20 protein-coding genes and 1 pseudogene are annotated in these 25128 nt (G+C 67.7%); 3 read left to right on the top strand and 18 right to left on the bottom strand.

The window, feature by feature from the left end; genetic code table 11:
- Positions 1-3 precede the first annotated feature (3 nt).
- Entirely contained in the window at positions 4-2127 is a 2124-nt protein-coding gene (locus AC5JBD_RS10350) for a ComEC/Rec2 family competence protein (RefSeq protein WP_495721711.1), read from the bottom strand.
- On the opposite strand from AC5JBD_RS10350, the gene gltX reads away from it, so the two are divergent.
- A complete protein-coding gene (gene gltX / locus AC5JBD_RS10345) occupies positions 2096-3586 on the top strand; it encodes a glutamate--tRNA ligase (RefSeq protein WP_495721710.1) in 1491 nt (496 codons plus the stop codon). The two genes, AC5JBD_RS10350 and gltX, sit on opposite strands and share 32 nt — an antisense overlap.
- Position 3587: 1 nt before the next feature.
- Positions 3588-4874, top strand: coding sequence for a citrate synthase (locus tag AC5JBD_RS10340; RefSeq protein ID WP_495721709.1), 1287 nt, complete (start codon positions 3588-3590; stop codon positions 4872-4874).
- 48 nt (positions 4875-4922) lie between these two features.
- Here AC5JBD_RS10340 and AC5JBD_RS10335 read toward each other — a convergent pair whose 3' ends face one another.
- From AC5JBD_RS10335 to AC5JBD_RS10315, 5 genes are all read right to left on the bottom strand, one after another.
- Complete coding sequence (locus AC5JBD_RS10335; protein WP_495721708.1) at positions 4923-5294, bottom strand: response regulator; 372 nt, start codon at positions 5292-5294, stop codon at positions 4923-4925.
- Positions 5295-5423: 129 nt separating this feature from the next.
- Entirely contained in the window at positions 5424-6815 is a 1392-nt protein-coding gene (locus tag AC5JBD_RS10330) for a sensor histidine kinase (protein ID WP_495721707.1), read from the bottom strand.
- Entirely contained in the window at positions 6812-7858 is a 1047-nt protein-coding gene (locus AC5JBD_RS10325; RefSeq protein WP_495721706.1) for a DUF2336 domain-containing protein, read from the bottom strand. The genes AC5JBD_RS10330 and AC5JBD_RS10325 overlap by 4 nt, the downstream gene beginning before the upstream one ends.
- Before the next feature lie 34 nt (positions 7859-7892).
- On the bottom strand, positions 7893-9110 hold the full coding sequence (locus AC5JBD_RS10320) for a hypothetical protein (RefSeq protein ID WP_495721705.1): 1218 nt from the start codon (positions 9108-9110) through the stop codon (positions 7893-7895).
- A gap of 63 nt (positions 9111-9173) precedes the next feature.
- A complete protein-coding gene (locus AC5JBD_RS10315) occupies positions 9174-9476 on the bottom strand; it encodes an Hpt domain-containing protein (RefSeq protein ID WP_495721704.1) in 303 nt (100 codons plus the stop codon).
- An 82-nt stretch (positions 9477-9558) separates the two neighbouring features.
- Here AC5JBD_RS10315 and AC5JBD_RS10310 point away from each other — a divergent pair, with 82 nt between their 5' ends.
- Positions 9559-11877 (top strand): coiled-coil domain-containing protein, encoded by a 2319-nt coding sequence (locus AC5JBD_RS10310; RefSeq protein WP_495721703.1) that lies wholly within the window; start codon positions 9559-9561, stop codon positions 11875-11877.
- Between the two features lie 29 nt (positions 11878-11906).
- Here the strand turns inward: AC5JBD_RS10310 and AC5JBD_RS10305 are convergent, their stop codons facing one another.
- The 12 genes and pseudogenes from AC5JBD_RS10305 to nuoG form a co-directional block, all read right to left on the bottom strand.
- Positions 11907-12167, bottom strand: a complete 261-nt coding sequence (locus AC5JBD_RS10305; RefSeq protein ID WP_495721702.1) for a DUF1467 family protein — start codon at positions 12165-12167, stop codon at positions 11907-11909.
- A 15-nt stretch (positions 12168-12182) separates the two neighbouring features.
- Positions 12183-13817: a ribonuclease J gene (locus tag AC5JBD_RS10300; protein WP_495721701.1), complete on the bottom strand. Its 1635-nt coding sequence runs from the start codon at positions 13815-13817 to the stop codon at positions 12183-12185.
- Between the two features lie 113 nt (positions 13818-13930).
- On the bottom strand, positions 13931-14713 hold the full coding sequence (locus AC5JBD_RS10295) for a type III pantothenate kinase (RefSeq protein ID WP_495721700.1): 783 nt from the start codon (positions 14711-14713) through the stop codon (positions 13931-13933).
- A gap of 9 nt (positions 14714-14722) precedes the next feature.
- Positions 14723-15475, bottom strand: a complete 753-nt coding sequence (locus tag AC5JBD_RS10290) for a biotin--[acetyl-CoA-carboxylase] ligase (protein ID WP_495721999.1) — start codon at positions 15473-15475, stop codon at positions 14723-14725.
- Positions 15475-16911 (bottom strand): NADH-quinone oxidoreductase subunit NuoN, encoded by a 1437-nt coding sequence (gene nuoN, locus AC5JBD_RS10285; RefSeq protein ID WP_495721699.1) that lies wholly within the window; start codon positions 16909-16911, stop codon positions 15475-15477. The genes AC5JBD_RS10290 and nuoN overlap by 1 nt, the downstream gene beginning before the upstream one ends.
- Positions 16911-18470, bottom strand: a complete 1560-nt coding sequence (locus tag AC5JBD_RS10280; protein WP_495721698.1) for an NADH-quinone oxidoreductase subunit M — start codon at positions 18468-18470, stop codon at positions 16911-16913. The genes nuoN and AC5JBD_RS10280 overlap by 1 nt, the downstream gene beginning before the upstream one ends.
- Position 18471: 1 nt before the next feature.
- Positions 18472-20532, bottom strand: coding sequence for an NADH-quinone oxidoreductase subunit L (nuoL, locus tag AC5JBD_RS10275; protein WP_495721697.1), 2061 nt, complete (start codon positions 20530-20532; stop codon positions 18472-18474).
- Position 20533: 1 nt separating this feature from the next.
- Positions 20534-20839, bottom strand: coding sequence for an NADH-quinone oxidoreductase subunit NuoK (gene nuoK, locus AC5JBD_RS10270; protein WP_495721696.1), 306 nt, complete (start codon positions 20837-20839; stop codon positions 20534-20536).
- Positions 20836-21447 carry an NADH-quinone oxidoreductase subunit J gene (locus AC5JBD_RS10265; RefSeq protein WP_495721695.1) on the bottom strand — a complete coding sequence of 204 codons (612 nt, stop codon included), beginning with the start codon at positions 21445-21447 and terminating at the stop codon, positions 20836-20838. Before AC5JBD_RS10265 ends, nuoK begins: the two co-directional genes overlap by 4 nt.
- Before the next feature lie 33 nt (positions 21448-21480).
- The gene (nuoI, locus tag AC5JBD_RS10260; RefSeq protein WP_495721694.1) at positions 21481-21963 is read right to left on the bottom strand and encodes an NADH-quinone oxidoreductase subunit NuoI; all 483 of its coding nucleotides are present in this window, start codon (positions 21961-21963) and stop codon (positions 21481-21483) included.
- A 128-nt stretch (positions 21964-22091) separates the two neighbouring features.
- A pseudogene (nuoH, locus tag AC5JBD_RS10255) lies at positions 22092-23120 on the bottom strand (NADH-quinone oxidoreductase subunit NuoH); the annotation flags it as partial.
- On the bottom strand, positions 23117-25126 hold the full coding sequence (gene nuoG, locus AC5JBD_RS10250; RefSeq protein ID WP_495721693.1) for an NADH-quinone oxidoreductase subunit NuoG: 2010 nt from the start codon (positions 25124-25126) through the stop codon (positions 23117-23119). The pseudogene nuoH and the gene nuoG, both read right to left, overlap by 4 nt.
- Positions 25127-25128: the final 2 nt, after the last annotated feature.

The following is a 25128-nucleotide window of genomic DNA, read 5'->3' as shown; positions in this document are numbered from 1 at the left end:
AGCTTAGTCAGCCCAGGGATGACGGCCGACCCGGTCCGCCACGGTCACGGCGGACGGGCGGCTGCCGAGCGCGATCGACAGGCCGCCGGTGCGGGAAAGCAGGGCGCGGTCGGCCTTCAGCCAGCGGGGCGTGCAGCCGCGGGGCAAGCGGCGCTCGGAGACGACGATGTCGGCCTCCGCGCACGCGCGGATCATCTCGGGCCAGGCGACATGGTGAGGCGAGCGGGTGGCGAGGATGCGCCAGACGCGGCCGTCCCTGGCGAACTCGGCCTGGCAGAGATCCGGGCTGCAGGGCACGACATCCTCCAGCGAGGCAAGCTCGCCTTCCTCGCCGGCAGTCTCGCTGAGCATGTCGCGGACATAGTCGCCGGCGCGGGCGCGAAGGATGGCGAGCCCGCCCGCGGAGGTGCGAAGCGCGAGGTGCTTGCCGTCGCCGGTCACGATCAGGTCGGGCGGCGGGGTGGCGGCTGCCCAGGCGATGCCGGCCGCGACCGGGACCAGGCCGAGGCGGCGCCAGCCGGTGCGCCAGAGTGCGAGCCAGAGGCCTCCGGCGACGATCAACGCGAAGGCGGCGCGCGGCATGGTCGGCAGGGTCGCAACCGCCCCCGGCGCGTTCGCAACGGCATGCGCCAGCGCAAGCAGGAAATCGAGGGCGAGGCCGGTCAGCCACCAGACCGGAGCGCCCAGGCCGGCGAGGTCGAGCAGCAGCGCGAGCGCCTCGAGCGGCATGATGACAAAGGTCGTGAGCGGGATCGCGAGCACGTTGGCGAGGGCGCCGTAGAAGCCCGCCTTGTGAAAATGGTAGAGCGCGATCGGCATCAGCGCCGCTTCGACCACCAAGCCGGTGAGGATCAGGGCGAGCAGGCCGCGGCCGATCTTCTGCACCGCGCCTTCTTCGCGACGGGCGAGCAATGCCTTGATGCGCGGATGCTCGTGCAGCGCCACGATCGCGGTGATGGCGGCGAAGCTCAGCTGGAAGCTGGGGCCGGCGAGCGATTCCGGCCAGAAGAGCAGCACGACGACGGCGCCGACCGCCAGCAGCCGGAGGGTGAAGGCATCGCGGCCAAGGGCCAGCGCCAAGAGGATGAGGAGAGCCGCCACGCAGGCGCGCACGGTCGGCACCTCGGCTCCAGTGAGCAATGTGTAGGCAACGCCCGCCACGGCGCCCGCTCCCGCAGCGATCAGGACAAGCGGGAGGCGAAGCGCCAGCGTCGGGCTGAGCGCGAGCAGCTTCAGCACGAGGAGCATGACGGCGCCGACCACGGCAGTCAGGTGAAGGCCGCTCACGGAAAGGAGATGGGCCAGGCCGGAGGCGCGCATCGCCTCGGCATCCTCCTCCGGGATCGCCCCCTGATCGCCTGTTGCCAGCGCGGCGGCGACTGCGCCGGCGCCGCCGTCCAGTTGCCAGCGGACATGATCCGCCAGATCCTGGCGTGTCGACGACAAGCGGCCACGCCAGCCCTGCTCCGCGGCGGGTGAGACGAGCTCGATCCGGCTGGCGCGGCCGGTGCCGCCGATGCCCTGGAACCACGCCATCTGGGCAAGGTCGAACGCACCAGGCACCGCCATCGGCGCAGGCGGCATCAGCCAAGCCTTGAGGCGCACCGTTGCGCCGGGCGCGAACGCGGGCTTTGCGGCCTTTTCGTCGATGTTGATCCGAAGCCTCGGCGGGAGATCGGCCGCGTCGAGCGGCGCGACGACGAGGCGGACGGTCTCACGCGCGGGCAGCTTCTGGGTCGTCTCGATGCGGGCGGTGAATTCCGCCAGGCGGGCTCGCTCCAGCCGCGGCGCCTCCACCCGTTCGGCCTTCGCCCAGATGAGGCCGCAGCCGAAGGCAGCGGCGAGGCCGAAGATGGCAATCGCCCGGCCCCAGCGGCTGCCCCAGCCAATCGCCGCCGCGCCCGTCGCGAGCGCGACCGCGAGGAGCAGGAAAGCCGCCCAGGCACTGGAGTCCGGAAGCGCGAACCATGCGCCGATGCCGAGACCCAGGCCGACGGGGAGCCACAGCGGCAACTGGTCGCGCTCCGCGTCGGCGATCCGCTCCAGCCGCTCCCCTAGGCGCGTCTGGAGGCCGGTTTGTCGCCGCCAGCCCGCTATGCTAGGGGCGCGCCAGTTCCTGGTGGCCATCACCGCATTCTTGGAGAATCCGCGCGTGAGCGCAAGCACAGAGCCCCGCGCAATCGTCACCCGTTTCGCCCCCTCCCCCACCGGATTCCTGCACATCGGCGGCGCTCGCACCGCGCTCTTCAACTGGCTGTTCGCGCGCCATCACGGCGGCAAGTTCCTGCTCCGCATCGAGGATACCGACCGCGCCCGCTCCACCAAGGAAGCCATCGCTGCCATTCTGGAGGGTATGCGCTGGCTGGGCCTCGACTGGGATGGGCACGAATATTACCAGTCCCAGTTCCAGGCGCGGCACGCCGAGGTCGCCAATGAGCTGCTGGCGCGCGGCCATGCCTATCGCTGCTACATGACGCAGGAGGAACTGGCGGCGCAGCGGGAGCGGGCTCAGGCGGAGCGGCGGCCGTTCCGGGTGGAGAGCCAGTGGCGCGACTGCACGCCGGACGCGCCCGCACCGGACGCCCCCTTCGTCATCCGCCTGAAGGCGCCGCGCGATGGCGAGACGGTGATCGAGGATCGCGTGCAGGGCCGGGTCGTGGTGCAGAACAGCGAGCTGGACGACATGGTCCTGCTCCGCTCCGACGGCACGCCGACCTACATGCTCGCGGTCGTCGTCGACGATCACGACATGGGCGTCACCCACGTAATCCGCGGCGACGACCATCTCAACAACGCGTTCCGGCAGCTCGGCATCATCAAGGCGATGGGCTGGCCCGAGCCGGTCTATGCGCATGTGCCGCTGATCCATGGTGCCGACGGCGCCAAGATGTCGAAGCGGCACGGCGCCACCGGCGTGATGGACTATCACGAACTCGGTTTCCTGCCGGAGGCGCTGAGCAATTACCTGCTTCGCCTCGGATGGGGGCATGGTGACGAGGAGATCATCTCCCGCGAGCGCGCGACCGAGCTGTTCAGCCTGGACGGCGTCGGCCGCTCGCCTTCGCGATTCGACACGAAGAAGCTCGAGAACCTCAACGGCCACTATATCCGCGAGGCATCGGATGGACGGCTGGCGGGTCTTACCGCGCCGCGTATCGAGACCATGCTCGGGCGGATGCTGACCAATGACGAGATCGCTCTGCTCGCCCGCGCGATGGACGGCCTCAAGCCGCGCGCCAAAACGCTCAACGAATTGGCCGAAAGCGGGTCATTTCTCTTCAAGTCGTGCCCGCTCGACATGGACGAACGCGCCGCCTCCCTGCTACAGGGTCAGGCCTCGGACCTTCTCGCCCTCGTCCACGCGTCGCTTGCTGCGTTGCCGGAGTGGACAGTCGAGGCGACAGAGGAGGCCGTGCGTGGGGTGTCTGAAGCAGCCGGCGTCAAGCTTGGCCAGGTGGCGCAGCCGCTGAGGGCGGCGCTGACCGGGCGGGCGACATCGCCGGGTATTTTCGACGTACTCATCCTGCTCGGGCGCCAGGAGAGCCTGGCGCGGATCGCCGACCGGATGACCAAAGGGGAGCATTAAGATGGCCGACAGCACCGCCCGCCTGACCTATGGCGACAAGACCTTCGATTATCCGGTGCTGTCCGGCACGGTCGGTCCCGACGTCGTCGATATCCGGAAGCTCTACGGCCAGACTGGCCTCTTCACCTACGATCCCGGCTACACCTCGACCGGCAGCTGCGAATCCGCGATCACTTATATCGACGGCGACGCCGGCATATTGCTCCACCGCGGCTATCCGATCGACCAGCTCGCCGAGAATTCGACCTTCATGGAGGTCGCCCATCTGCTGCTCCACGGGGAGCTTCCGAACCGCAAGGAGCTGGACGGCTTCACCTACACGATCAGCCGCCACACCATGCTGCACGAGCAGCTGATGCAATTCTATCGCGGCTTCCGGCGCGACGCCCACCCGATGGCGGTGATGTGCGGCGTGGTCGGGGCGCTCTCGGCCTTCTATCACGATTCGACCGACATCACCGATCCCAAGCAGCGCATGATCGCCAGCCACCGGCTGATCGCGAAGATGCCGACGATCGCGGCGGCGGCCTACAAATATTCGCTCGGCCAGCCGTTCATGTATCCCCAGAACAACCTCAGCTACACGGGCAACTTCCTGCGCATGACCTTCGGCGTGCCGGCCGAGCCCTATGAGGTGAACCCGGTGGTCGAGAGCGCGATGCGCAAGATCTTCATCCTCCACGCCGACCATGAGCAGAATGCGTCGACCTCGACGGTGCGGCTGGCGGGCTCGTCGGGCGCCAACCCGTTCGCCTGCATCGCGGCGGGCATCGCATGCCTGTGGGGCCCGGCCCATGGCGGCGCGAACGAGGCAGCGCTCAACATGCTGCGCGAGATCCGGACGCCCGACCGCATCCCGGAATATATCAAGCGCGCCAAGGACAAGGACGACCCGTTCCGGCTGATGGGCTTCGGCCACCGGGTCTACAAGAATTTCGATCCGCGCGCGAAGGTGATGCAGGCGACCGCGGAGGCGGTGCTCAAGGAGCTCGGCATCAACGATCCGATCTTCGACGTTGCCCGCGAGCTGGAGCAGATCGCCCTCAACGACAGCTATTTCATCGACAAGAAGCTCTATCCGAACGTCGATTTCTATTCGGGCGTGATCCTGTCGGCGATCGGCTTCCCGACCTCGATGTTCACCGCGCTCTTCGCCCTCGCCCGCACCGTCGGCTGGGTCGCGCAGTGGAACGAGATGATCTCGGACCCCGAGCAGAAGATCGGCCGGCCGCGGCAGCTCTACACCGGGCCGACGCAGCGCGATTACGTGCCGGTCGACCAGCGGTAAGGCTCAGTAACTGAGAGCCCTCTCCCCACCCGGGAGAGGGAGCTTTCCTCAGCAGTCGACGCAGTCCCTGACGATCGTCAGCAAGGCGCCCGGCGCATAGGGCTTGGTGAAGAAGATCGCGTCCTTCGGATAAGCGTCGCCGGACGGCCGAACGGCGCCGGAGACGATCAGGGTGCGGACGTGAGGAAAGCGTTCTGCCGCCAGCCTTGCGAGTTGTACGCCGTCGCCCTGGCCGCCGATGCTGATGTCCGTGACGAGCACCGCCGTTTCCGGCTCCGCTTCGAGGGCCGCGACAGCCTCATCGTAATTGGTCGCACCGACGACCCTGTAGCCGTCATGTTCGAGCAGATCGGACGTTGATTGCATCACCAGCGGTTCATCCTCGACGAGAAGAACCGTCTTGGCGGCGGCATTTGTCATGATGAGCACCCCTTCGTCACAGGCGGCCGCAACGGCGGCAGCATCGCTTCAACTCAAGCGCGCCCGAGACCGTTCCCCTTCGGCCGCATTTATATGTCCGGGAAGAAGCCCCTGCGTATCGCCGGGGGATCAGCGCGCCGGCAGGGTGAAGGTGAAGCGGGCGCCCTGCCCCGGGGCGCTGTCGACCTGGATGTCGCCGCTCATCGCCCGGGCGAGACGGCGGGCGATGTAGAGGCCGAGGCCGGTGGTGCCGGCTTCGGTCGGGTCGACGCGCTCGAACTTGTCGAAGATGCGGCCCTGGTCGTCGAGTGCGATGCCCTTGCCCTGGTCGGCGATGCAGACGGAGGCGATGTCGCCTTCACGTTCCAAGCGTATCCAGACCTGCCCGCCCTCCGGCGAATAGCGGATGGCGTTGGTGAGGAGGTTCATGAGGATCTGGAGCACGCGCTTGAACTCGCCGGTCGCTGGCAGCGTCTCGTCCTCGGAGGGGCGATCGATCCTGACCCTGGCGTCGGCGGCGCGGACCCCGAGCAGGCCGGCGGCGCGACGGGCGACGTCGGCGAGGTCGATTGCTTCCTCCTCGGGCCGGAAGTCGGGCCGCTCGATTGCCTGCAGGTCCACGAGGTCGTCGACCAGGGCGAGGAGGTGGCGGCCTGCCGTGGCGATATCCTGCGCGTAAGCGGCATAATCGCGGCGGATCGGACCGTCGGGCTGGGCGCCGATCGCCTCGGCATTGGCGATGATGTGGTCGAGAGGTGTGCGAAGCGCCTTGTCGAGGCGTTCGCCGAATGCGGGCGTGTCGGAAAGCGTCGGCTCTTCCGGAAGCTCAGGCAGGGCAGCCTCCGTCAGCCAGCTGGGGATGCTGCTCGCATGGCCGTGATAGCCGGCGAAGCGCCCGGCGCCGTCGATCAGCGGGACGCCGCCGAGGCGGTAGCGGCCGCGCGAGCCGCCGCGAAGCTCGGCGAACTGGTCATCGAAGCGGCGTTGCTCGGCGAGCGCGTCGAGGATCGGCAGCGAGCCGTCCTCCGCCTCAATGAAGCGGAACAGGCGAGTGAGCTGCCTGCCGATCAGTTCGCCGGGTGCACGGCCGATGGCGGCGGCGGCGGCGGCCGAAACCGTGGTGAAGCGGAGTGAATCGTCGGTTTCCCAAACCCAGTCGGCGGCGGCGCGGAGGAAGTCGGCCTCGCGCTGATCCTCGGGCTCGGCGAACGGCGAGCGGGCCGGCCGCTCGGTCCAGCCGGTGATGGCGAGCTCCACCTCCGTATCCTGCGGCTGAGCGCGGACCCAGAGATCGAGATCGGAATCGCCATCGGCAGCGGTAACCGGGCGCGAGACCAGGATGCCGAGACGTCGGGCAAGGCGGGCCAAGGCGGCGATCTGCGGAACGGCCAGCGGGCCGCCCTCCTCGCCGCCCGCACGGCGGTGGAGCGAAGCAAGTTTCGGATCGGCGGCGATGAGCCGGCCGTCCTGATCGAGGCGGCCGTAGACGACGGCGGCTTCGGACGCGCGCTGCTCGCTCATGCCGCCTTCCGGGACTCGCCGATACGGACGAGGGCAGCGCGGTAGGCAGGGTCAAGCGACCAGAGGCTAAGCGCACGGCGCACGGCCGCTTCATTGGCGACGTCGAACAGGTCGATGGCGGAAGCGAGACCGGCTTCGTCCGCAGCCGAACCAAGGGCGATCAGAATCGCCGCCGCTTCCTGGCGGCCGATACCGGCGGCACGCAGGAGGTAGACGAGGCCGCGGCCGGCAGGATCCGAGAGAATATCCCACACCGAAGCGTAGGCGAGGCCGGTACTAACCGACAGGCCGGCAAGGAAGAGCGGCAGCGTGCCGCCGGTAATGGCGGCGAGGAAGGCGGGGCCGTCGAGGCGCCCCGCCTCGCCGAGGCGATGGGCGAGACGGAAGCTGCGCGCCTCCAGCGTGTCACCCTCGTCATAGCCGAGGATTAGCGCGCCCGCCGCGGCGGCGAGCGCGGCATCGGCCGCGGCGGGGTCGATGCCATGCTGGTCGACCATATAGCGACGGAGCGCGGCGGCGATGGTCCAGACCAGGCGATGCTGGACCTCGGCCGGCAATTCGGTACGGGCCATGACCGGCTCCTGGAACCGGTCGAGGCGGCGGCTGCGTCCGACCAGGACGGCCATGGCCTCGGCGGCGATGGCGGCGTCGGGATCGGCGATCAAAGTCTGGAGGGCGTCGTCCGCGGCGGAAGCGTTGCGGTAAATGCGGTGCTCCTCGGCTCGGCGGAGCAGGATCGTCACCAGCTCGGGATCGTGCAGCGCCTCCGAACGGGCGAGCAAGGGCACAGCGAGCTGGACGTGGGCGGAGGCGAGCGCGGCATGGAGCGCGGCTTCGCCCGCAAAAGTCTCCGCAAGCGAGACCCGCAGCTCATCCTCGATCGTGCGGACGAGCTTGTCGAGCAAGGTCCGCACGATGCTGCGCTGCTGGTCGCTGAGGCGAAGCGTCTCGGGCAGGAAGAGATCGGAGGTCGCGACGGCGCGGCGATGCGACGCGGCAAGCAGCAGGCGCGCGGCATCATCCTGGCGGGCAGTCTCGGCCATGCCATTGCATAGCCGGACCAAGGTTAACCCTGCGCTAATCCTGAGCCTCCGACGCGGGAGCGCGATGCACCTCCCGCTGGGCCCAGAAAAAAGAGCCGGCCGCATAGGCGGCAAGCACGCCGAGGCCGCTCACCCAGGCGCCGGTAACGGCGAACGGGAGCATCAGCCAGCTCATGCCCTTGCGCTCGGCGAAGAAGAGCCGCTGGGGCAGGCGACGACCCTTCGTCTCGAAGAAAAGAGCGGCCAGGAAGGCGATCGTCGTCGCCGCGAGCGCCAGGCAGCCCCAGCCACGGGTTTCCGAAAGAGTGTAGCTCAGCGCACCCAGCGCTCCGGCCGAAAGCCAGGGCAGCGCTCGCGCGGGCAGGCTCCCCTCCCCGCCCGGCTGCAGGCGCATCGAGGCGAGGCGCTCCGCGATGCCGTCGAGCGGGGTCGCGAGCAGGAGCATCAGCAGCCCGACGAGCAGCCAGCCCTGGAGGAAGAGCACGCCGCCGAGGGCGGTGAGCGCGCCGGCACCGACGTAGAGCCAGCCCGGCGTGATCGAGCTCGGCATCAGCGCGCGGCTCGCGCTCGCCTCGATTGGGGCGAGCAGGTAGCGTGAAGCCCAGTCGTCGCGGGCTGTGCCGGCGCCTGAGACGATCCGCGCCTGGGCGGCGGCAAGGTCGGCCGCCCGCTGCGCGATCACCACCGGCTGCTCGGCCGGGTCGCCGCGCACCGCCACCTGTCGTGCACCTTCCTCGACCGCGCGGCGCAGCAAGGTCGACTGGAGGTCCCAGTCCTGCAGCTTGGCGGCAGTGCGGCGGAGAAGATCACCGTCCAGCAAGGCGAGTCCTGCCCATCGCGTCTCGGCATCGATCCGCTCGAAGCGATCGTCCGCGCCGGTTTCGGGAAGCGTCAGCAGCGCCGGGGCGCGGGTGCCGGCGAAGCGCGAGACATGGCTGTCCTCAGCCAACAGTCCATCGGCGAAGACCAGCAGCCCGTCCTCCGCGCGGATCGCCTCAGCGGCGTCTTCGACGCTGCGGGCGACGATCGCGCTGACGCCTTCGGATCGCATCCGGTCGATCGCGGCGACGAGCTCCGCGGGGAGGCGCTCGACCAGGATGACGACGGGCGCGGCGCCCGCGACGGCAGCCAGGCGCGCCTGGCGCTCGATCAGGGTGCGGCCGGCGAGCGGAAGCGTCGCGCGCAGCCCTCCCGGGGCGTCGGCGGCATCATGATAGGCACAGATGAGAGCAGCGAGGCCCAACGCGAACAATCCCCTCCCGAAGCAAGCGGCAAGGGATAAGCGGCTGCCCCGCCGCCCGCAATTCGGTTCGGCTTATTGGGCCGCGAAATCGTCGATCGCGGCCTGGATCCTGCGGAGGATGGCGGGGTCGCCGGGAGCGCCCGCGAGCGCGTCGTTGGCGAGACCCTGCAGGCCGACGGCGCCGAAGCTGGCGGCGAGGCTCTGCAGCCGCGACGCGGAGACCTGCCAATTTGCGTCGCAGCGCGAGCGGCTCATCAAATCTGCCTGGCGAAGCGCGGACTCTATGAAGGCGGCGCGAAGCTCGGCCATCAGGTCGCCATCGCTGCCCACTGCGGCGGCCAGGGATGCGTTCAATGCTCCGGGATCGTAGACCATCCGTTCTGCCTAGAGGATGGGGAGTTAAGGTCTTCTTTCCGGAGCGTCTTTGCAGCGGCCCGATTCATGTTAAACATACATCATGAGTATGAGTATGGGGGCGTCGCGCGCCGAAGCGCAGCAGCCGGATGACGCCGGCATTGAGGTGGTCCAGGGCGACTGGGCGGCCATTCCACTGAGCGGAGGCCCGGCAGCGCAGATTGCGTGGAGCCGGACCAATTCGGAGGAGCCGGAGTCTGAGCCCGAGCCCAGGAAGAAGCTCCTGGCGCCGCTGCTGGTTGCTGCTGCCGTGCTGTGGACGGCGCTCGCCACCTGGGTTGCGATGGCCGGCCCTGCCGCGGGGGCACTTCCGAACCTGATGCAGTGGTTCGCGCTGATGAGCGCGCCGATCGCATTGCTCGGTCTTGCGTGGCTCCTGTTCGGCGGCACCTCGCGGCGCGACGCGGAACATTATACCCGCACCGTCGCCGCGATGCGCCGTGAGAGCCAGGAGCTCGAGGGGCTGCTCGCGACGGTCACCGCTCGCCTGGACGAGAATCACGACAAGGTCACCGGCGAGGCGGGCAAGCTGATGGCGCTCGGCGACGAGGCGTCGGATCGGCTTGGCCGCGTCGCTCACTATCTTTCCAAGGAAGGCGCGAAGCTCGACGCAAAGTCCGAGGCGCTGGAGAAAGCGGCGGAGAAGGCGCGCAACGAGATCGACGTGCTGATGAGCGATCTTCCCAAGGCCGAAGCACAGGCGCTCCAGGTCGCCGAGCGCATGAAGGAAGCCGGTCTCACCGCCCATAGCCAGGCGGGCGCACTCGAGGGGCAGCTCTCGGCGCTGATCGCGCGCGGCCGCGAGGCCGACGAGGTGGTCGGCGGCGCGGCGCAGCGGCTCGGCGCCCACCTGTCGCGGGTCGAGAGCACGACCGGCGCGGCGGCGACGCGGATGCAGGAAGCGGCCGCAGCCATGGCCAACACGGTCGACGGCACGATGGCGCGGGCGGCCGAGGCGGTCGATGCGGCACGGATCGGCCTCGAGGCGCAGGGCGCCGCGATGATGGCGATGATCGAGCAGAGCCGGGCGGCGCTCGACCGCGCCGGGGAGGATGCCACGCGTAACCTCGGCCAGCGACTCGAATCAGTCGGCAGCAAGATCGAGGCCCTTGCCGCGCACCTGGCGGCGCAGGATGCGGCGAGCCAGGCGCTGGTCACGGGCCTCACCAGGGAATTGCGCGACCTGGACGGCAAGTTCGTCGCCCTGCGGGAGACCGGCAGCGGCGCCTCCGATGGGCTCGGCGTCGCGATCGAGACGGTGCGCGCATCGATGCGGCAGTTGGACGAGGAGATTGGCGGCAGCAACGCGCGGGCATCGGCGCTGATCGAACGTGCACGCGAGATGGCGGGCGCGATGAGCTCGGTGACCGACCAGCTGACCGCGGACGTCCCGGGCGCGCTGGGGCGGATCGAGGAGCAGGCGGAGCGAGCGCGGACCGCAGTCTCTGCCATCGCTCCGAACGTCGAATCGGTGGCGGGCGCCGCCGATGCGGCCGCGTCCCGGATATCGGAGACCGAAACGAGCCTTGCGCGGCAGCAGGAAGCGCTGGAAGCGATGCTGGCGCGGCTGCAGGCGGGTGTCGGCACCGCCGAGGAGCAGATCCGCGCCCTCTCCGCCGCCGTTGCCGAGGCCGATCAGGCGACCGGCAAGATCGTCAGCGACACCGGCCCCGAACTGATCGAGTCGCTGGTGCGGGTGCGCGAGGCGGCGGCCCAGGCGGCCGAGCGGGCGCGCGAGGCGATCGCGGCGGTGATCCCGCAAAGCGCCGCGGCGATCGGCGCCGCGAGCCGGGAGGCGATCGCGCAGTCGATCGGCGACGAGGTCGGCCTGCAGATGGAGCAGCTCTCCGCCTTGGCGGAACGCACGGTCGAAGCGGCGCGCAAGGCGTCCGAGCGGCTGACCCGGCAGATGCTGACGATCGGCGAGACCGCCGCGGCGGTCGAGGAGCGGATCGACGAGACGCGCAAGGAGCGCGAGGCGCGGGACAGCGAGAATTTCTCGCGGCGCGTGGCGCTGCTCATCGAATCGCTCAATTCGACCGCGATCGACGTCACCAAGATCCTGTCGAACGAGGTCACCGACAGCGCCTGGGCGGCCTATATGAAGGGCGATCGCGGCGTCTTCACGCGGCGGGCGGTGCGGCTGCTCGACACGAACGAAGCCCGCGAGATCATGCAGCATTATGAGGCGGAGCCGGAATTCCGGGATCAGGTCAATCGCTACATCCACGACTTCGAATCGATGCTGCGGCGGATCCTGGCGGACCGCGACAGCTCGGCGCTCGGGGTCACCATCCTCAGCAGCGACATGGGCAAGCTTTACGTGGCGCTTGCGCAGGCGATCGAGCGGATCCGGGCCTAAACTCCCCTCCCTTGAAGGGAGGGGAGAGTTTAGTGGGCCCAGTCGAGGTCCGCGGGGCCGATCCAGGCGTAGACATAGTTGAGATAGAACAGGCCGAACAGAACGGCTGATACGATCGTCGCGCGCAGGGCCGCGCGCGGGAAGCTGAAGCCGTGGGGCGCGCTTTCGGCATGGCCGGGGCGCCGCTCGACGCCCGCTTCCTCGTCGGTGCGCACGCCGAACGGCAGCACCACGAACAGGCTCATCGTCCAGAATAGGGCGTAGATCGCCAGGATCGAGCTGAACTTCATGACTTCGGCGGGTGCCTAGATCCGCACCAGTAGCACGTCGACGATCGGCTTCTTGCCGGTCCAGTCGGTGGCGCAGCGGCGGACGGCAAGGCGGATCGCCTCGCGCAGCTTGCCCTCGTCGCCACCCTTGCGTGCCGCATCGGCCGCGGCGGCGCAGGCTTCCTCCAGGAACGCCGCCTTGTCCTCCTCGACCGGAATGCCCTGCAGGCTCATCTCGACGGGGCCGCGGACGCGGCCGTCGCCGTCCATCACCACCGCCACTGAGATTAGGCCGAACGACGCCATCTTGCGCCGCTGGTTCATGGTCGTGCCGTCGGCGGTGAGGATCACGTCGCCGTCGAGGATCAGGCGCCCCACCCGCTCCATGCCCACCTTCTGAGGCCCGTCGGGAGCGAGGCGAACGATCTCGCCATTCTCCTGCACGAAACTCTGCGGCACGCCCTGCTCGAGCGCGAAGCGGCGATGCTCGTGGAGGTGGCGGCTCTCGCCATGGACCGGGATCAGCATCTGCGGGCGCAGCCAGTGATACATTGCGGCGAGCTCTGGGCGGCCCGGATGGCCGGAGACGTGGACATGGGCCTGGCGCTCGGTGACGGTCTTCACGTCGCTCCGCGCGAGCGCGTTCATGATGCGGCCGACGGCGAGTTCGTTGCCCGGGATCTGCCGCGAGGAGAAGATGACAGTGTCGCCTTCCGTCAGCTTAATCGTGTGCTCGCCAAAGGCGATGCGGGCGAGCGCGGCGCGCGGCTCGCCCTGGCCGCCGGTGGCGACGATCATCACCTCCCGGCGCGGCAACGTCATGGCGGTGTCGAAGTCGATCGTGTCGGGGAAATCGAGCAGATAGCCGTTGCTGCGGGCGGCGCGGAGGATGCGGTCGAGCGAGCGGCCGGCGACGCAGAGCTTGCGGCCCGTCGCCTTGGCGACCTCGCCGATCGTGTGGAGGCGGGCGGCGTTTGAGGCGAAGGTGGTGACGACCACCCTCCCCTTCGCGGCGGCGACGCATTCCTCCAGCCCGCCGCGCACCGTCGCCTCGGAGCCGGCCGGATCGGCATTGAACACGTTGGTCGAGTCGCAGACCAAGGCGAGGATGCCTTCGTCGCCGATCGCAGACAGCTCCTCGTCGCTGCTTGGGCGGCCGAGCTGCGGCGCGGCGTCGAGCTTCCAGTCGCCGCTGTGGAAGACCTTGCCGTGCGGCGTGTCGATGAGCAGGCCGTTGGCTTCGGGGATGGAATGGGCGAGCGGCACGTAGCGGATGCCGAAGGGCCCGAGTTGCATGCCGACGCCGAGCTCGATCGTGTTCAGCTCGATCTCGCCGTTCAGCCCCTCCTCCTCGAGCTTGCCGAGAATCAGGCTGGCGGTGAAGGGCGTCGCATAGAGCGGCACGCCCAAATCGGCGGCGAGGTAGGGGATCGCGCCGATATGGTCCTCGTGACCGTGGGTAAGGATTATGCCGAGCAGGTCCTCGCGCCGCTCCTCGACAAAGCTGAGGTCGGGGAGGATCAGGTCGATGCCCGGATAGCCGGGATCGCCGAAGGTCATGCCGAGATCGACCATGATCCACTTGCCGTTGCAGCCGTAGAGATTGACGTTCATGCCGATCTCGCCCGAGCCGCCGAGCGCGAGGAAGAGAAGTTCGTTGCCGGGTTTCATCAGGTTCCTGTTCTTGCTCGTCACCCCGGCGAAAGCTGGGGTCTCCGGGAGGACCTGCGCAGGCGTCTTCTGGTCCTGAGATCCCGGCCTTCGCCGGGATGACGTGTTGCAGCTTAAGTGGTGGAGAGCGTCCGTTTGTAAAGAAGCGAAAGGCCCTGGATCGTCAGGTCGGGCTCGATCGCGTCGAAGGCTTGGGTGTGCTGGTCGAACAGGATGGCGAGGCCGCCGGTGGCAATCACCTTCACCGGCCGGCCGATCTCGGCCTTCATCCGCGCCACCAGTCCTTCGATCATGGTGACGTAGCCCCAGTAGATGCCGATATGCATCTGGCTTTCGGTGGTGCGGCCGATGACGGACGTGCTGCCGGGCGCCTCGATCGCGATGCGCGGCAGCTTGGCGGCGGCGGTGACCAGCGCGTCGAGCGACAGGTTGATGCCGGGCGCGATGATCCCGCCTTTATAGGCGCCGGAATAGTCGACCACATCGAAGGTGGTCGCGGTGCCGAAATCGATGACGATGAGATCGCCTTCGTGCACGGCGTGGGCGGCGATCGCATTCAGCGCGCGGTCGGCGCCGACGCTGCCCGGTTCGGCGACGTCCAGTTCGATCCCCCAAGCGGCTGCGCCCTGCCCGGCGATCAGCGGCTCGACGCGGAAATATTTGGTCGCGAGCACCTCCAGATTGTGGAGCGCGCGCGGGACGACGGTGCCGATGATCACCGCGTCGACATCCTCCCGGGTGAAGCCCTCCAGCTCGAGCAACTGGTGCAGCCAGACGGCATATTGATCGGCGGTGCGGCGCGGGTCCGTCGCGATCCGCCAGCGCGCGCGGATCACGCCCTGCTCGACGAGCGCGAAGACGAGGTTGGTGTTGCCGGCGTCGACGGCGAGCAGCATGGCGAGCCCTTAGATCAGGAAGACGTCGCCGGCGTGAATGACACGGGTGGAGCCGTCCGCCAAGCGAAGCCGTAACGCGCCCGTTTCGTCGAGCCCGTCGAACAGGCCGTCCCCGGCCGAGGTGGAGAGGGCGGTGCCGATCGGATGTGCGGCCTCCAGCCAGCGGCTGCGGATGCCGGAAAGGCCCTCCGTGCGCCAGCGGCCGAGCCATCGGGAGAAAGCATCGGCGAGAATGTCGAGGAAGGCACGCGGCTCCGGCGCTGCGCCGGTCAGGGCAGCGAGGCTGGTGGCTGGGCGGCCGATATCCTCTGGATGATGAGCGAGGTTGACGCCGATGCCGATCACCACCGCGTCATCGGCTCGCTCGAGCAGGATGCCGGCGAGCTTGGGCCAGCCGTTCCCCGGCGAAGGCCGGGGTCCAGCGGCACCGTCCTTCTGGGCCCCGGCCTTCGCCGGGGAACACGCTAGGAGGTCATTCGGCCATTTGATGACGATCTCCTGTTCCGGCGCGAAGGCGGAGACCGTCTCGTGCAGGGCAATCGCTGCGACGAGAGCCAGGCTCGGCGCGGGCGGATCGCCGGGGCGCAGGCGGACCAGCGTGCTGGCGTAGAGATTGCCGGCGGGAGAATGCCAGTCCCTCCCCTGCCGGCCCCTGCCCCCGGTCTGGCGGTCGGCACGCAGCCACAGGCCTTCGGGTGCGCCTTCCCGCGCCCGGGCCGCGACATCGTCGTTGGTGGAGCGGGTCTCCCCGACCTCTTCGATCAGAACAGGGCTCCCGCGGCATTCTCGGCAGCCGCGCCCAGATAGGGGATCGAGAAATAGCCGAGCGGCGACACGAACAGGGCTGCCAGCGCGATCAGCACGCCTTCGACTCGGTCGCGGCCGGGCTCATAGGCCGGTGCCGGCTCGTCGAAATACATCGTCTTGATGATCTTCAAATAATAGAAGGCGCCGATCACCGACGTGGCGATGCCGACTGCGGCCAGCCAGGTTAGGTCCGCCTGGACGGCGGCGTTGAACACCAGGAACTTCGGCCAGAAGCCGAACAGCGGGGGGATGCCCGCGAGGCTGAACATGAACATGGCGAGCGCCGCCGCCAAGCCGGGCCGCGTGCGCGAGAGGCCGGAGAGGCTTGCGATCGTCTCGACCGGGCGGCCCTCGGCGTCGCGCATCCGCAGCACGCAGAGGAAGGAGCCGATCGTCATCACGACATAAACCGCCATGTAGAACAGCAGGGCGGCGATGCCCTCGCGCGTGGCGGCGGCGAGGCCGATCAGAGCGAAGCCGACATTGTTGATCGAGCTGTAGGCGAGCAGCCGCTTGATGTTGCGCTGGTTGATCGCCGCGACCCCGCCGAGGATGGTGGAGGCGAGCGCCGAGAAGATGACGATCTGGCGCCATTCGAAAGTGGCGGGACCCATTCCCTCGATCGCGACCCGCGCCATCAGGGCCATGGCGGCGACCTTTGGCGCGGAGGCGAAGAAGGTGGTGACGGGCGTCGGCGCGCCTTCATAGACGTCGGGCGTCCACATGTGGAACGGCACGGCCGAGACCTTGAACGCGATGCCGGCGAGGACAAAGACGATGCCGAACAATTCTCCGGTCGAGATGCCGTCGCGGCCGAGCGCGAGATTGATCTCGCCGAACAGGGTCGAGCCGGTGAAGCCGTAGAGAAGCGAGATGCCGTAGAGCAGGATGCCCGAGGCGAGCGCGCCGAGGACGAAATATTTGAGGCCCGCCTCGGCCGAGCGCGTGTCCTTGCGCTGGAAGGAGGCGAGCACGTAAGCGGCGAGGCTCTGTAGCTCGAGGCCGACATAGAGAGTGAGCAGGTCGCCGGCCGAGACCATCATGCCCATTCCGACTGAGGAGAGCAGGATCAGCACCGGATATTCGGTGCGGAACGTCCCCTCGCGTGCGAACCAGCCGGTGGCGGCGATGAGGGCAGCGGCGGCGGCGATGTAGATCAGGATCTTGGAGAAGGCGGCGAAGCTGTCGGCGATGAACAGGCCGTCGAAGCCGACGCCACCGCGGCCGATAATCTCCGGCGTCACCAGCGCTGCGATCACGAAGAAGCCGACCGCCAGCCAAGTGGCGAGGCGGGAGACGCGGTCGCCCATGAAGGCGGCCAGCATCAGCAGGAGGAGCGAGCCGAGCGAGAGCACGATCTCGGGCAGCGTCAGGAACAGGCTGTTGCCCATCAGTGGCCTCCCTCGGCCGCTTCGGGCACGGCGCCGTCGGCCTCGACCACGGAAGGCGCGGGATTGGTGTTGAGAGCGATCCGCGCGTCACCGCCCGGATTGGCGCGTTCGATCCGGGCGAGCAAGGTGCCGACATCGTTGCGCATCGGTGCGAGGAAGCTCTCCGGATAGACGCCCATCCACAGCACGACCGCGGCGATCGAGCCGAGCATGGCGAGCTCGCGCTTGTTGAGGTCCGGCATGGCGGCAACGTCGGGCTTGTCGAGCTTCCCGTAGGCGACCCGCCAGTAGAGGTAGAGCATGTAGGCGGCGCCGAGGATGATGCCGGTGGTCGCGACGAAGGCGACCCAGCTGTTCGCGCGATAGGCGCCCATCAGGCTCAGGAACTCGCCGACGAAGCCGCCCGTGCCGGGCAGGCCGACCGAGGCCATAGTGAACAGGAGGAACAGCACGGCATAAGCCGGCATATTGTCGCTGAGGCCGCCATAGCGCTCGATCTCGCGGGTATGCAGGCGATCGTAGATCACGCCGACGCACAGGAAGAGCGCGCCCGACACGAGGCCGTGGCTCAGCATCACGATCAGCGCGCCTTCGATGCCCTGGCGGTTGAAGGCGAACAGGCCGATCGTCACGAACGCCATATGGGCGACGGACGAATAAGCGATCAGCTTCTTCATGTCCTTCTGCACGAGCGCGACGAGCGAGGTGTAGACGATCGCCACCATCGACAGGCCCATGACCAGCCAGAAGAGCTGCGCCGAGGCCTCGGGGAACATCGGCAGCGAGAAGCGGATGAAGCCGTAGCCGCCGAGCTTCAGCAGCACGCCGGCGAGGATCACCGAGCCTGCGGTCGGCGCCTGGACGTGCGCGTCGGGGAGCCAGGTGTGGACCGGCCACATGGGCAGCTTCACCGCGAAGGAGGCGAAGAAGGCGAGCCAGAGCAATGTCTGCGCCTCGACGGGGAAGTCGGTCTGGAGCAGGACGGGGATGCTGGTGGTGTCGGCGAAGTTCACCATCCACAGCATCGCGATCAGCATCAGCACCGATCCGAGCAGGGTGTAGAGGAAGAACTTGTAGGAGGCGTAGATGCGCTCCTTGCCGCCCCAGATGCCGATGATCAGGTACATCGGGATGAGGCCGGCTTCGAAGAAGATGTAGAAGAGGAAGATGTCCTGCGCCATGAAGACGCCGAGCATCAGCGTCTCCATGAGGAGGAACGCGGCCATATATTCGGGGATGCGGTGCTCGATCGAGGACCAGCTCGCCGCGATGCAGATCGGCATCAGGAACACCGACAGCATGATCAGCATCAGTGCGATGCCGTCGATGCCGAGCGCCCAGGCGAAGTCGCCGAAGATCGCCGAGAATTCGACGAATTGCCATTGCGGCCCGCCGATCTCGTAGGCGCCCCACAGGAGGATGCCGAGCAGGAGGTCGAGCAGGGTCGCGCCGAAGGCGAGCCAGCGCGCGGCATTGTTGCCGACGAACAGGCAGGCGATCGCCGCCGCGAACGGCACCAGCAGCATCAAGCTGAGGATGGGGAAGCCGAGCGCGTTCATATCATCGAGCCATCGCCCAGGTGGCGGCGGCGGCGAGGCCGAGGAGCATCACCAAGGCATAGGTGTAGACATAGCCGGACTGCAGGCGGGCGGTGAGCCGGTTGCTGCCGGCGATCAAAGCGGCGGCGCCGTTCGGGCCGAAGCGGTCGATCGTGCCTTCGTCGCCGCGCTTCCAGAACAGGCGGCCGATCCACATCGACGGCAGCACGAAGACATAGTGATAGAGCTCGTCGATATACCATTTGTTGAGCAGGAACCGGTAGAGCACGCCGAACTGGCCGACGAAGCGGGACGGGATGCTGGTGCTGCGGATATAGGCCTGCAGCGCGATCAGGAAGCCGAGGATCATCACGGCCGCGGGCGCGAGCTTCACCCAGAGCGGCGCGTGATGGATCTCCTCCATCAGATGCTCGTCGAAGGCGAGGCTGCCGGCCCAGAAGCGCGTGCCCTCGCCCGGCTCCAGGAAGGGGCCATGGAAGACCATGCCGGCGAAGATCGCGCCGATCGCGAGCACGCCCAGCGGCACGAGCATCGTCCACGGGCTCTCGTGCGGATGGTAGCCGCCGGTGCCTTCCGGCAGATGCCGCGCGCCCGGGATCTCGGGATGCGGATCGTCGCCCGAATGCTCCTGGATCGGATCGTTATGGTCGTGGCCGTGCGTGTCGTGGACGGCGTGCTGGATGTGCTCAGAAGCGGCCCAGCGCGGTTTCCCGAAGAAGGTCAGGAAGACGAGGCGCCAGGAGTAGAAGCTGGTCAGCAGGGCCGCGAAGACGCCGACCGCGAAGGCGAAGCCGCTCGCCGTCGCGCCGCTCATATAGGAGGCCTCGATGATCGCGTCCTTGGAGTAGAAGCCCGCGAACCCGAATACGCCGAGGACGCCGACGCCGGTGATGGCGAGCGTGCCGGCCATCATCGCCCAGAAGGTGAGCGGGATCTCCTTACGGAGGCCGCCGTAGAAGCGCATGTCCTGCTCGTGATGCATGGCGTGGATCACCGAGCCGGCGCCGAGGAACAGCAGGGCCTTGAAGAAGGCGTGCGTGAAGAGGTGGAACATCGCCGCCGAATAGGCGCCGACGCCCGCCGCGAAGAACATGTAGCCGAGCTGCGAGCAGGTCGAATAAGCGATCACGCGCTTGATGTCGTTCTGCACCGTGCCGACCGTGGCGGCGAATAGCGCGGTGGCGGCGCCGACGAAGGTCACCACGCCCAATGCGGTCGGGCTCACCTCGAACATCGGCGACAGGCGGCAGACCATGAACACGCCGGCCGTCACCATGGTGGCGGCGTGGATGAGGGCGGAGACCGGCGTCGGGCCTTCCATCGCGTCCGGCAGCCAGGTGTGGAGGCCGAGCTGCGCCGACTTGCCCATCGCGCCGATGAAGAGGAGCAGGCAAAGCGTCGTCATCACGTCGACGCGCATGCCGAGGAAGCCGAAGGTCGCGCCCGCCATGGCCGGCGCCGCTTCCAGAATCTCCGGGATCGAGACGGTGCCGAAGACCAGGAAGGTGCCGAAGATACCGAGGCTGAAGCCGAAATCGCCGACGCGGTTGACGACGAATGCCTTAATCGCGGCCGCATTGGCCGACGGCTTGTGATACCAAAAGCCGATCAGCAGGTAGGACGCAAGGCCGACGCCTTCCCAACCGAAGAACATCTGGACGAGATTGTCCGCTGTCACGAGCATCAGCATCGCGAAGGTGAAGAGGCTGAGATAGGCGAAGAAGCGCGGCTGGTCCGGATCCTCCTCCATATAGCCCCAGGAGTAGAGGTGGACGAGCGCGGACACGGTCGTCACCACCACCAGCATCACTGCTGTGAGCGCATCGACGCGGAGCGCCCAATCGACCTGGAGATCGCCGGAACGGATCCAGGCGAGCACCGGATGGAGCTGCGACGTCTCGGTCCCGGCCATGAAGCCGAGGAAGACCGGCCATGACAGCGCGCACGAGACGAACAGGGCACCGGTCGTGATCAGCTTGGCCGGAACGTTGCCGATCATGCGGTTGCCGAGGCCCGCAATGATCGCAGCGACCAGGGGCAGGAAGACGATCGCCTGAATCATCTCAGCCCTTCATCTGGTTGATGTCGTCGACCGCGATCGTGCCGCGGCCGCGGAAATAGATGACGAGAATGGCGAGGCCGATCGCCGCCTCGCCCGCCGCGACGGTGAGGACGAACATCGCGAAGACCTGCCCGACCATGTCGCCGAGGAAGGCGGAGAAGGCGACGAGGTTGATGTTCACGGCGAGCAGGATCAGCTCGATGGCCATCAGGATGACGATGATGTTCTTGCGGTTGAGGAAGATGCCGAACACGCCGAGGACGAACAGGATCGCGGCGACGACGAGGTAATGGCCGAGGCCGATCACAGCTCGACCCCCTGCCCGACCGGCTGGTTGACGTTGCGCACGGCATCTTCGGGACGGCGGCGGACCTGGGCGGAGATGTTCTGCGGCCGGGTGCCGCCGCGGGTGCGGTGGGTGAGGACGATCGCGCCGATCATCGCCACCAGCAGGACGAGCCCGGCGCCTTCGAAGATGTAGAGGTAGCGCGTGTACAGCACGGTGCCGAGCTGTTCGATGTTCGGAATGGCCGCGTTCACCGGCGCCGCCTTGGCCGTCGCCATGATTCCGCCGGCATTCCAGGCGGCGATGGCGAATACGATCTCGGCCAGCAGCACGATCGCGAGCAGGGTCCCGAACGGCAGATAGCGGGCAAAGCCGGCGCGCATCTCCGCGAAATCGACGTCGAGCATCATGACGACGAACAGGAACAGCACCGCGACCGCGCCCACGTAGACGATCACCAGCAGCATCGCGATGAACTCGGCGCCCAGGAGCAGCATCAGCCCCGCCGCATTGAAGAAGGCGAGGATCAGCCAGAGCACGCTGTGCACCGGGTTCCGGCTCGCGATCGTCATCACGCCGGAGGCGATCACGACGGCCGCGAACAGGTAAAAGGCAAAGGCTTGGATCACGTAATTCAGGTGCCCTGGGATTCGTGCGGCGGCTTAGCGATAGGGTGCATCGGCGGCAAGGTTGGCAGCGAGCGCGCGCTCCCACTTGTCGCCGTTGTCGAGCAGCTTCTGCTTGTCGTACAGCAGCTCCTCACGGGTCTCGGTCGAGAATTCCATGTTCGGCCCCTCGACGATCGCATCGACCGGGCATGCCTCCTGGCAGAAGCCGCAATAGATGCACTTGGTCATGTCGATGTCGTAGCGCGTGGTGCGGCGGCTGCCGTCCTCGCGCGGCTCGGCCTCGATCGTGATCGCCAGCGCCGGGCACACCGCCTCGCACAGCTTGCAGGCGATGCAGCGCTCTTCCCCATTCGGGTAACGGCGCAAGGCATGCTCACCGCGGAAGCGCGGGGAAATGGGGTTCTTCTCGTAGGGATAGTTGATCGTCGCCTTCGGCTTGAAGAAATATTTCAGCGTCAGCGCGTGCGCCTTCACGAATTCCCACAGGAAGAAGGACTTGATCCAGTGCTTGATCATGATGCGGCTCCGGCCGCGGCGCGGCTAGCGAGATTGGGCATGCGGCTCCGGCAGGAAGGCATGTAGCGGTCGGCCTCGCGCTCGGTGCGGATCGAGAAGAGCACGCCCGGATCGGTCGGGCATTGGGACTTGGTGGCGAGCAGATAGCCGGACACCAGGAACACCCAGATCAGCGAGATGGGCAGGAAGATCTTCCAGCCGAGCCGCATCAGCTGGTCGTAGCGGAAGCGCGGCACGGTCGCCTTCACCCAGGAGAAGATGAAGAAGAACAGGAGGATCTTGGCGAAGAACCAGAAGATGCCTGGGATCGCGTAGAGCGGCTCCCAGTCGATCGGGGGCAGCCAGCCGCCCCAGAAGAGCGTGGCGTTGAGGCCGCACATCAAGAGCACGTTGCCGTACTCACCGAGCCAGAAGAGCGCGAAGCTCATCGACGAATATTCGGTCTGGAAACCGGCGACGAGCTCGGATTCCGCCTCGGTGAGGTCGAACGGCGCGCGTGCCGTCTCGGCGAGGGCCGAGATGAAGAAGATGATGCTCAGCGGGAACAGCAAGGGATTGAAGCCGAACCCGTTGATAGACCAGACGTGGCTGCGCTGCGCCTCGATGATGCCGCCGAGATTGAAGGTGCCGGCCCAGAGGATGACGCCGATCAGCACGAAGCCGATCGAGACCTCGTAGCTCACCATCTGCGCGGCGGCGCGGAGGGCGGAGTAGAAGGGATATTTGGAGTTGGACGACCAGCCCGCGATCACCACGCCATAGACCGACAGCGAGGAGACGGCGAGGATGTAGAGCAGGCCGACATTGATGTCGGCGAGCACCATGTCCGGCCCGAACGGGATCACCGCCCAGCCGATCAAAGCGAGGGTGAAGGTGAGGATCGGCGCGAGCAGGAACAGGCCGCGGTTCGCCGAGGACGGGATGATGGTCTCCTTGAGGAAGACCTTGAGGCCGTCGGCGAAGCTCTGGAGGAGGCCGAACGGCCCGACCACGTTCGGTCCGCGCCGGAGCGCCATCGCCGCCCAGATCTTGCGGTCGGCATAGATGATCATCGCCACCGCCAGCATCAGCGGCAGCGCGATCATCAGGATGAGGATGAGGGTCGCCGCGAACCAGCCGAGGCCGTAGCCGAGCGTTCCCTGGAACCACTCGGTCATTCGGCGGCCTCCTGGAAGGTCTGCCCGTGCAGGATCTCGGCGGAGCAGCGCTGCAGCGTCGGCGAGGCGCGGGCAATGGGGTTGGTAAGGTAGAAGTCCTCGATCGGATAGCTGATCGGGCCGCTGAGCCGCGGCGCGGGCGCGCTGGGTGCCGGCAGCGGATCGAAAGTAGTGAGGCCGGATACAGTCAGATGCGGCCGCTCGGCGCCGATCGCGGCGCGAAGCTGCGAGAGGTCGTCGAACGGCAGCGTCTTGCCAAGCACGTCCGACAGGGCACGGAAGATGGTCCAGTCGACGCGTGCCTCGCCGGGCGGATCGACGGCGCGCTCGGAAAGCTGCACGCGGCCTTCCAGATTGACGTAGGTGCCGTGCTTCTCCGTGTAGGCAGCGGCTGGAAGGATCACGTCAGCCTGCCGCGCCCCCTGATCCCCATGGGTGCCGATATAGACGGTGAAGGTGTTGGCGAAGGCGGAGAGATCCGCCTCGTCGACGCCGAGCAGGAAGAGCGCCTTCAAGGCCCCTGCCCTCGCGCGGATCGCTTCCACGCCACCGTCCGTGGTGAAGCCGACATCGAGCGCGCCGACGCGCGAGGCGGCGGTGTGCAGGACGTTCAACGTCGCGCCCAGGAAGGTCGTCGCCGCGCGGCTCGCCTCATAGGCTCCCGGCGTCGCGAGCGCGCCCATGCCGACGATCACCGCCGGTGCGCCAGCCCCTCGGAAAGCGTCGATCAGCTCGCGCGGAAGCTTGCCGAGCAAGGCAAGGTCATTGCCGAGGTCGGTGACCGGATAGGTCAGGTCGACCGGCTCGCCGATCCGGAAGACGCGGGCGCCGTTCTTGATCGCCTTGCGGATACGCGTGTTGACGAGCGGCGCCTCCCAGCGGGGGTTGGAGCCGACGAGGAGGATCGCCCCCGCTTCCTCGATACCGGCAATGGTCGAGGCGAAGCGATAGGCGGCCGGTGCGGAGACATCGAAGTGCGCTCCGTCCGTCCGGCATTCGTGCAGCGTGGAGCCATAGCGGCCGAGCAGAGCCTTCAGGGCATAGATGCTCTCGAGATCCTGCAGGTCTCCGGCGAGGCCCGCGACCTGGTCGCCGCCGGCGCCCTCAAGCTGCGCGGCGATATGCTCGAACGCCTCTTCCCAGGTCGCCTGCTGCAGCTTGCCGCCGCGGCGGATCCACGGCCGATCGAGACGGCGGCGGAGCAGGCCGTCCACGGCATGACGCGTCTTGTCGTGCGCCCACTCCTCGTTCACGTCCTCGTTGAGGCGAGGCAGAGCGCGCATCACCTCGCGCTGGCGGGCGTCGATGCGGATGTTGGTGCCGACCGCGTCCATGACGTCGATGCCGGGGATCTTGCGGAGCTCCCAAGGCCGCGCCTCGAAGCTGTAGGGCTTAGAGACGAGCGCACCGACCGGGCAGAGATCGACGACGTTGCCGCTCAGTTCGGAGGTCAAAGTGCCTTCCAAATAGGAGGTGATCTCCTCATTCTCGCCGCGGCCGATCAGCCCGATCTCCTCGACGCCGGCGACTTCCTCGGCGAAGCGCACGCAGCGCGTGCACTGGATGCACCGGGTCATGATCGTCTTGACGACCGGACCCATATATTTCTCGGTCACCGCCCGCTTGTTCTCCGCGAAGCGCGAGTGGCCTCGGCCATAGGCCATGGCCTGGTCCTGCAAGTCGCATTCGCCGCCCTGGTCACAGATCGGGCAATCGAGCGGGTGGTTGATGAGCAGGAACTCCATCACCCCTTCCCGCGCCTTCTTCACGGTCTCGGAGGTGGTGATGATCTCCTGCCCTTCGGAAGTCGGCAGCGCGCACGACGCCTGCGGCTTGGGCGGCCCGGGCTTCACCTCCACCAGGCACATACGGCAATTGCCCGCGATGGTGAGGCGCTCGTGATAGCAGAAGCGCGGCACTTCCTTGCCCGCCATCTCGCACGCCTGGAGCACGGTCGCCCCCTGCGGAACCTCGATCTCCACCCCGTCGACCTTCACTTTGGGCATGA

The sequence above is a fragment of the Allosphingosinicella sp. genome, assembly GCF_059502505.1.
Note: the sequence above shows the minus strand (reverse complement) of the source record. Positions and strands in the feature narration are given on the sequence as shown.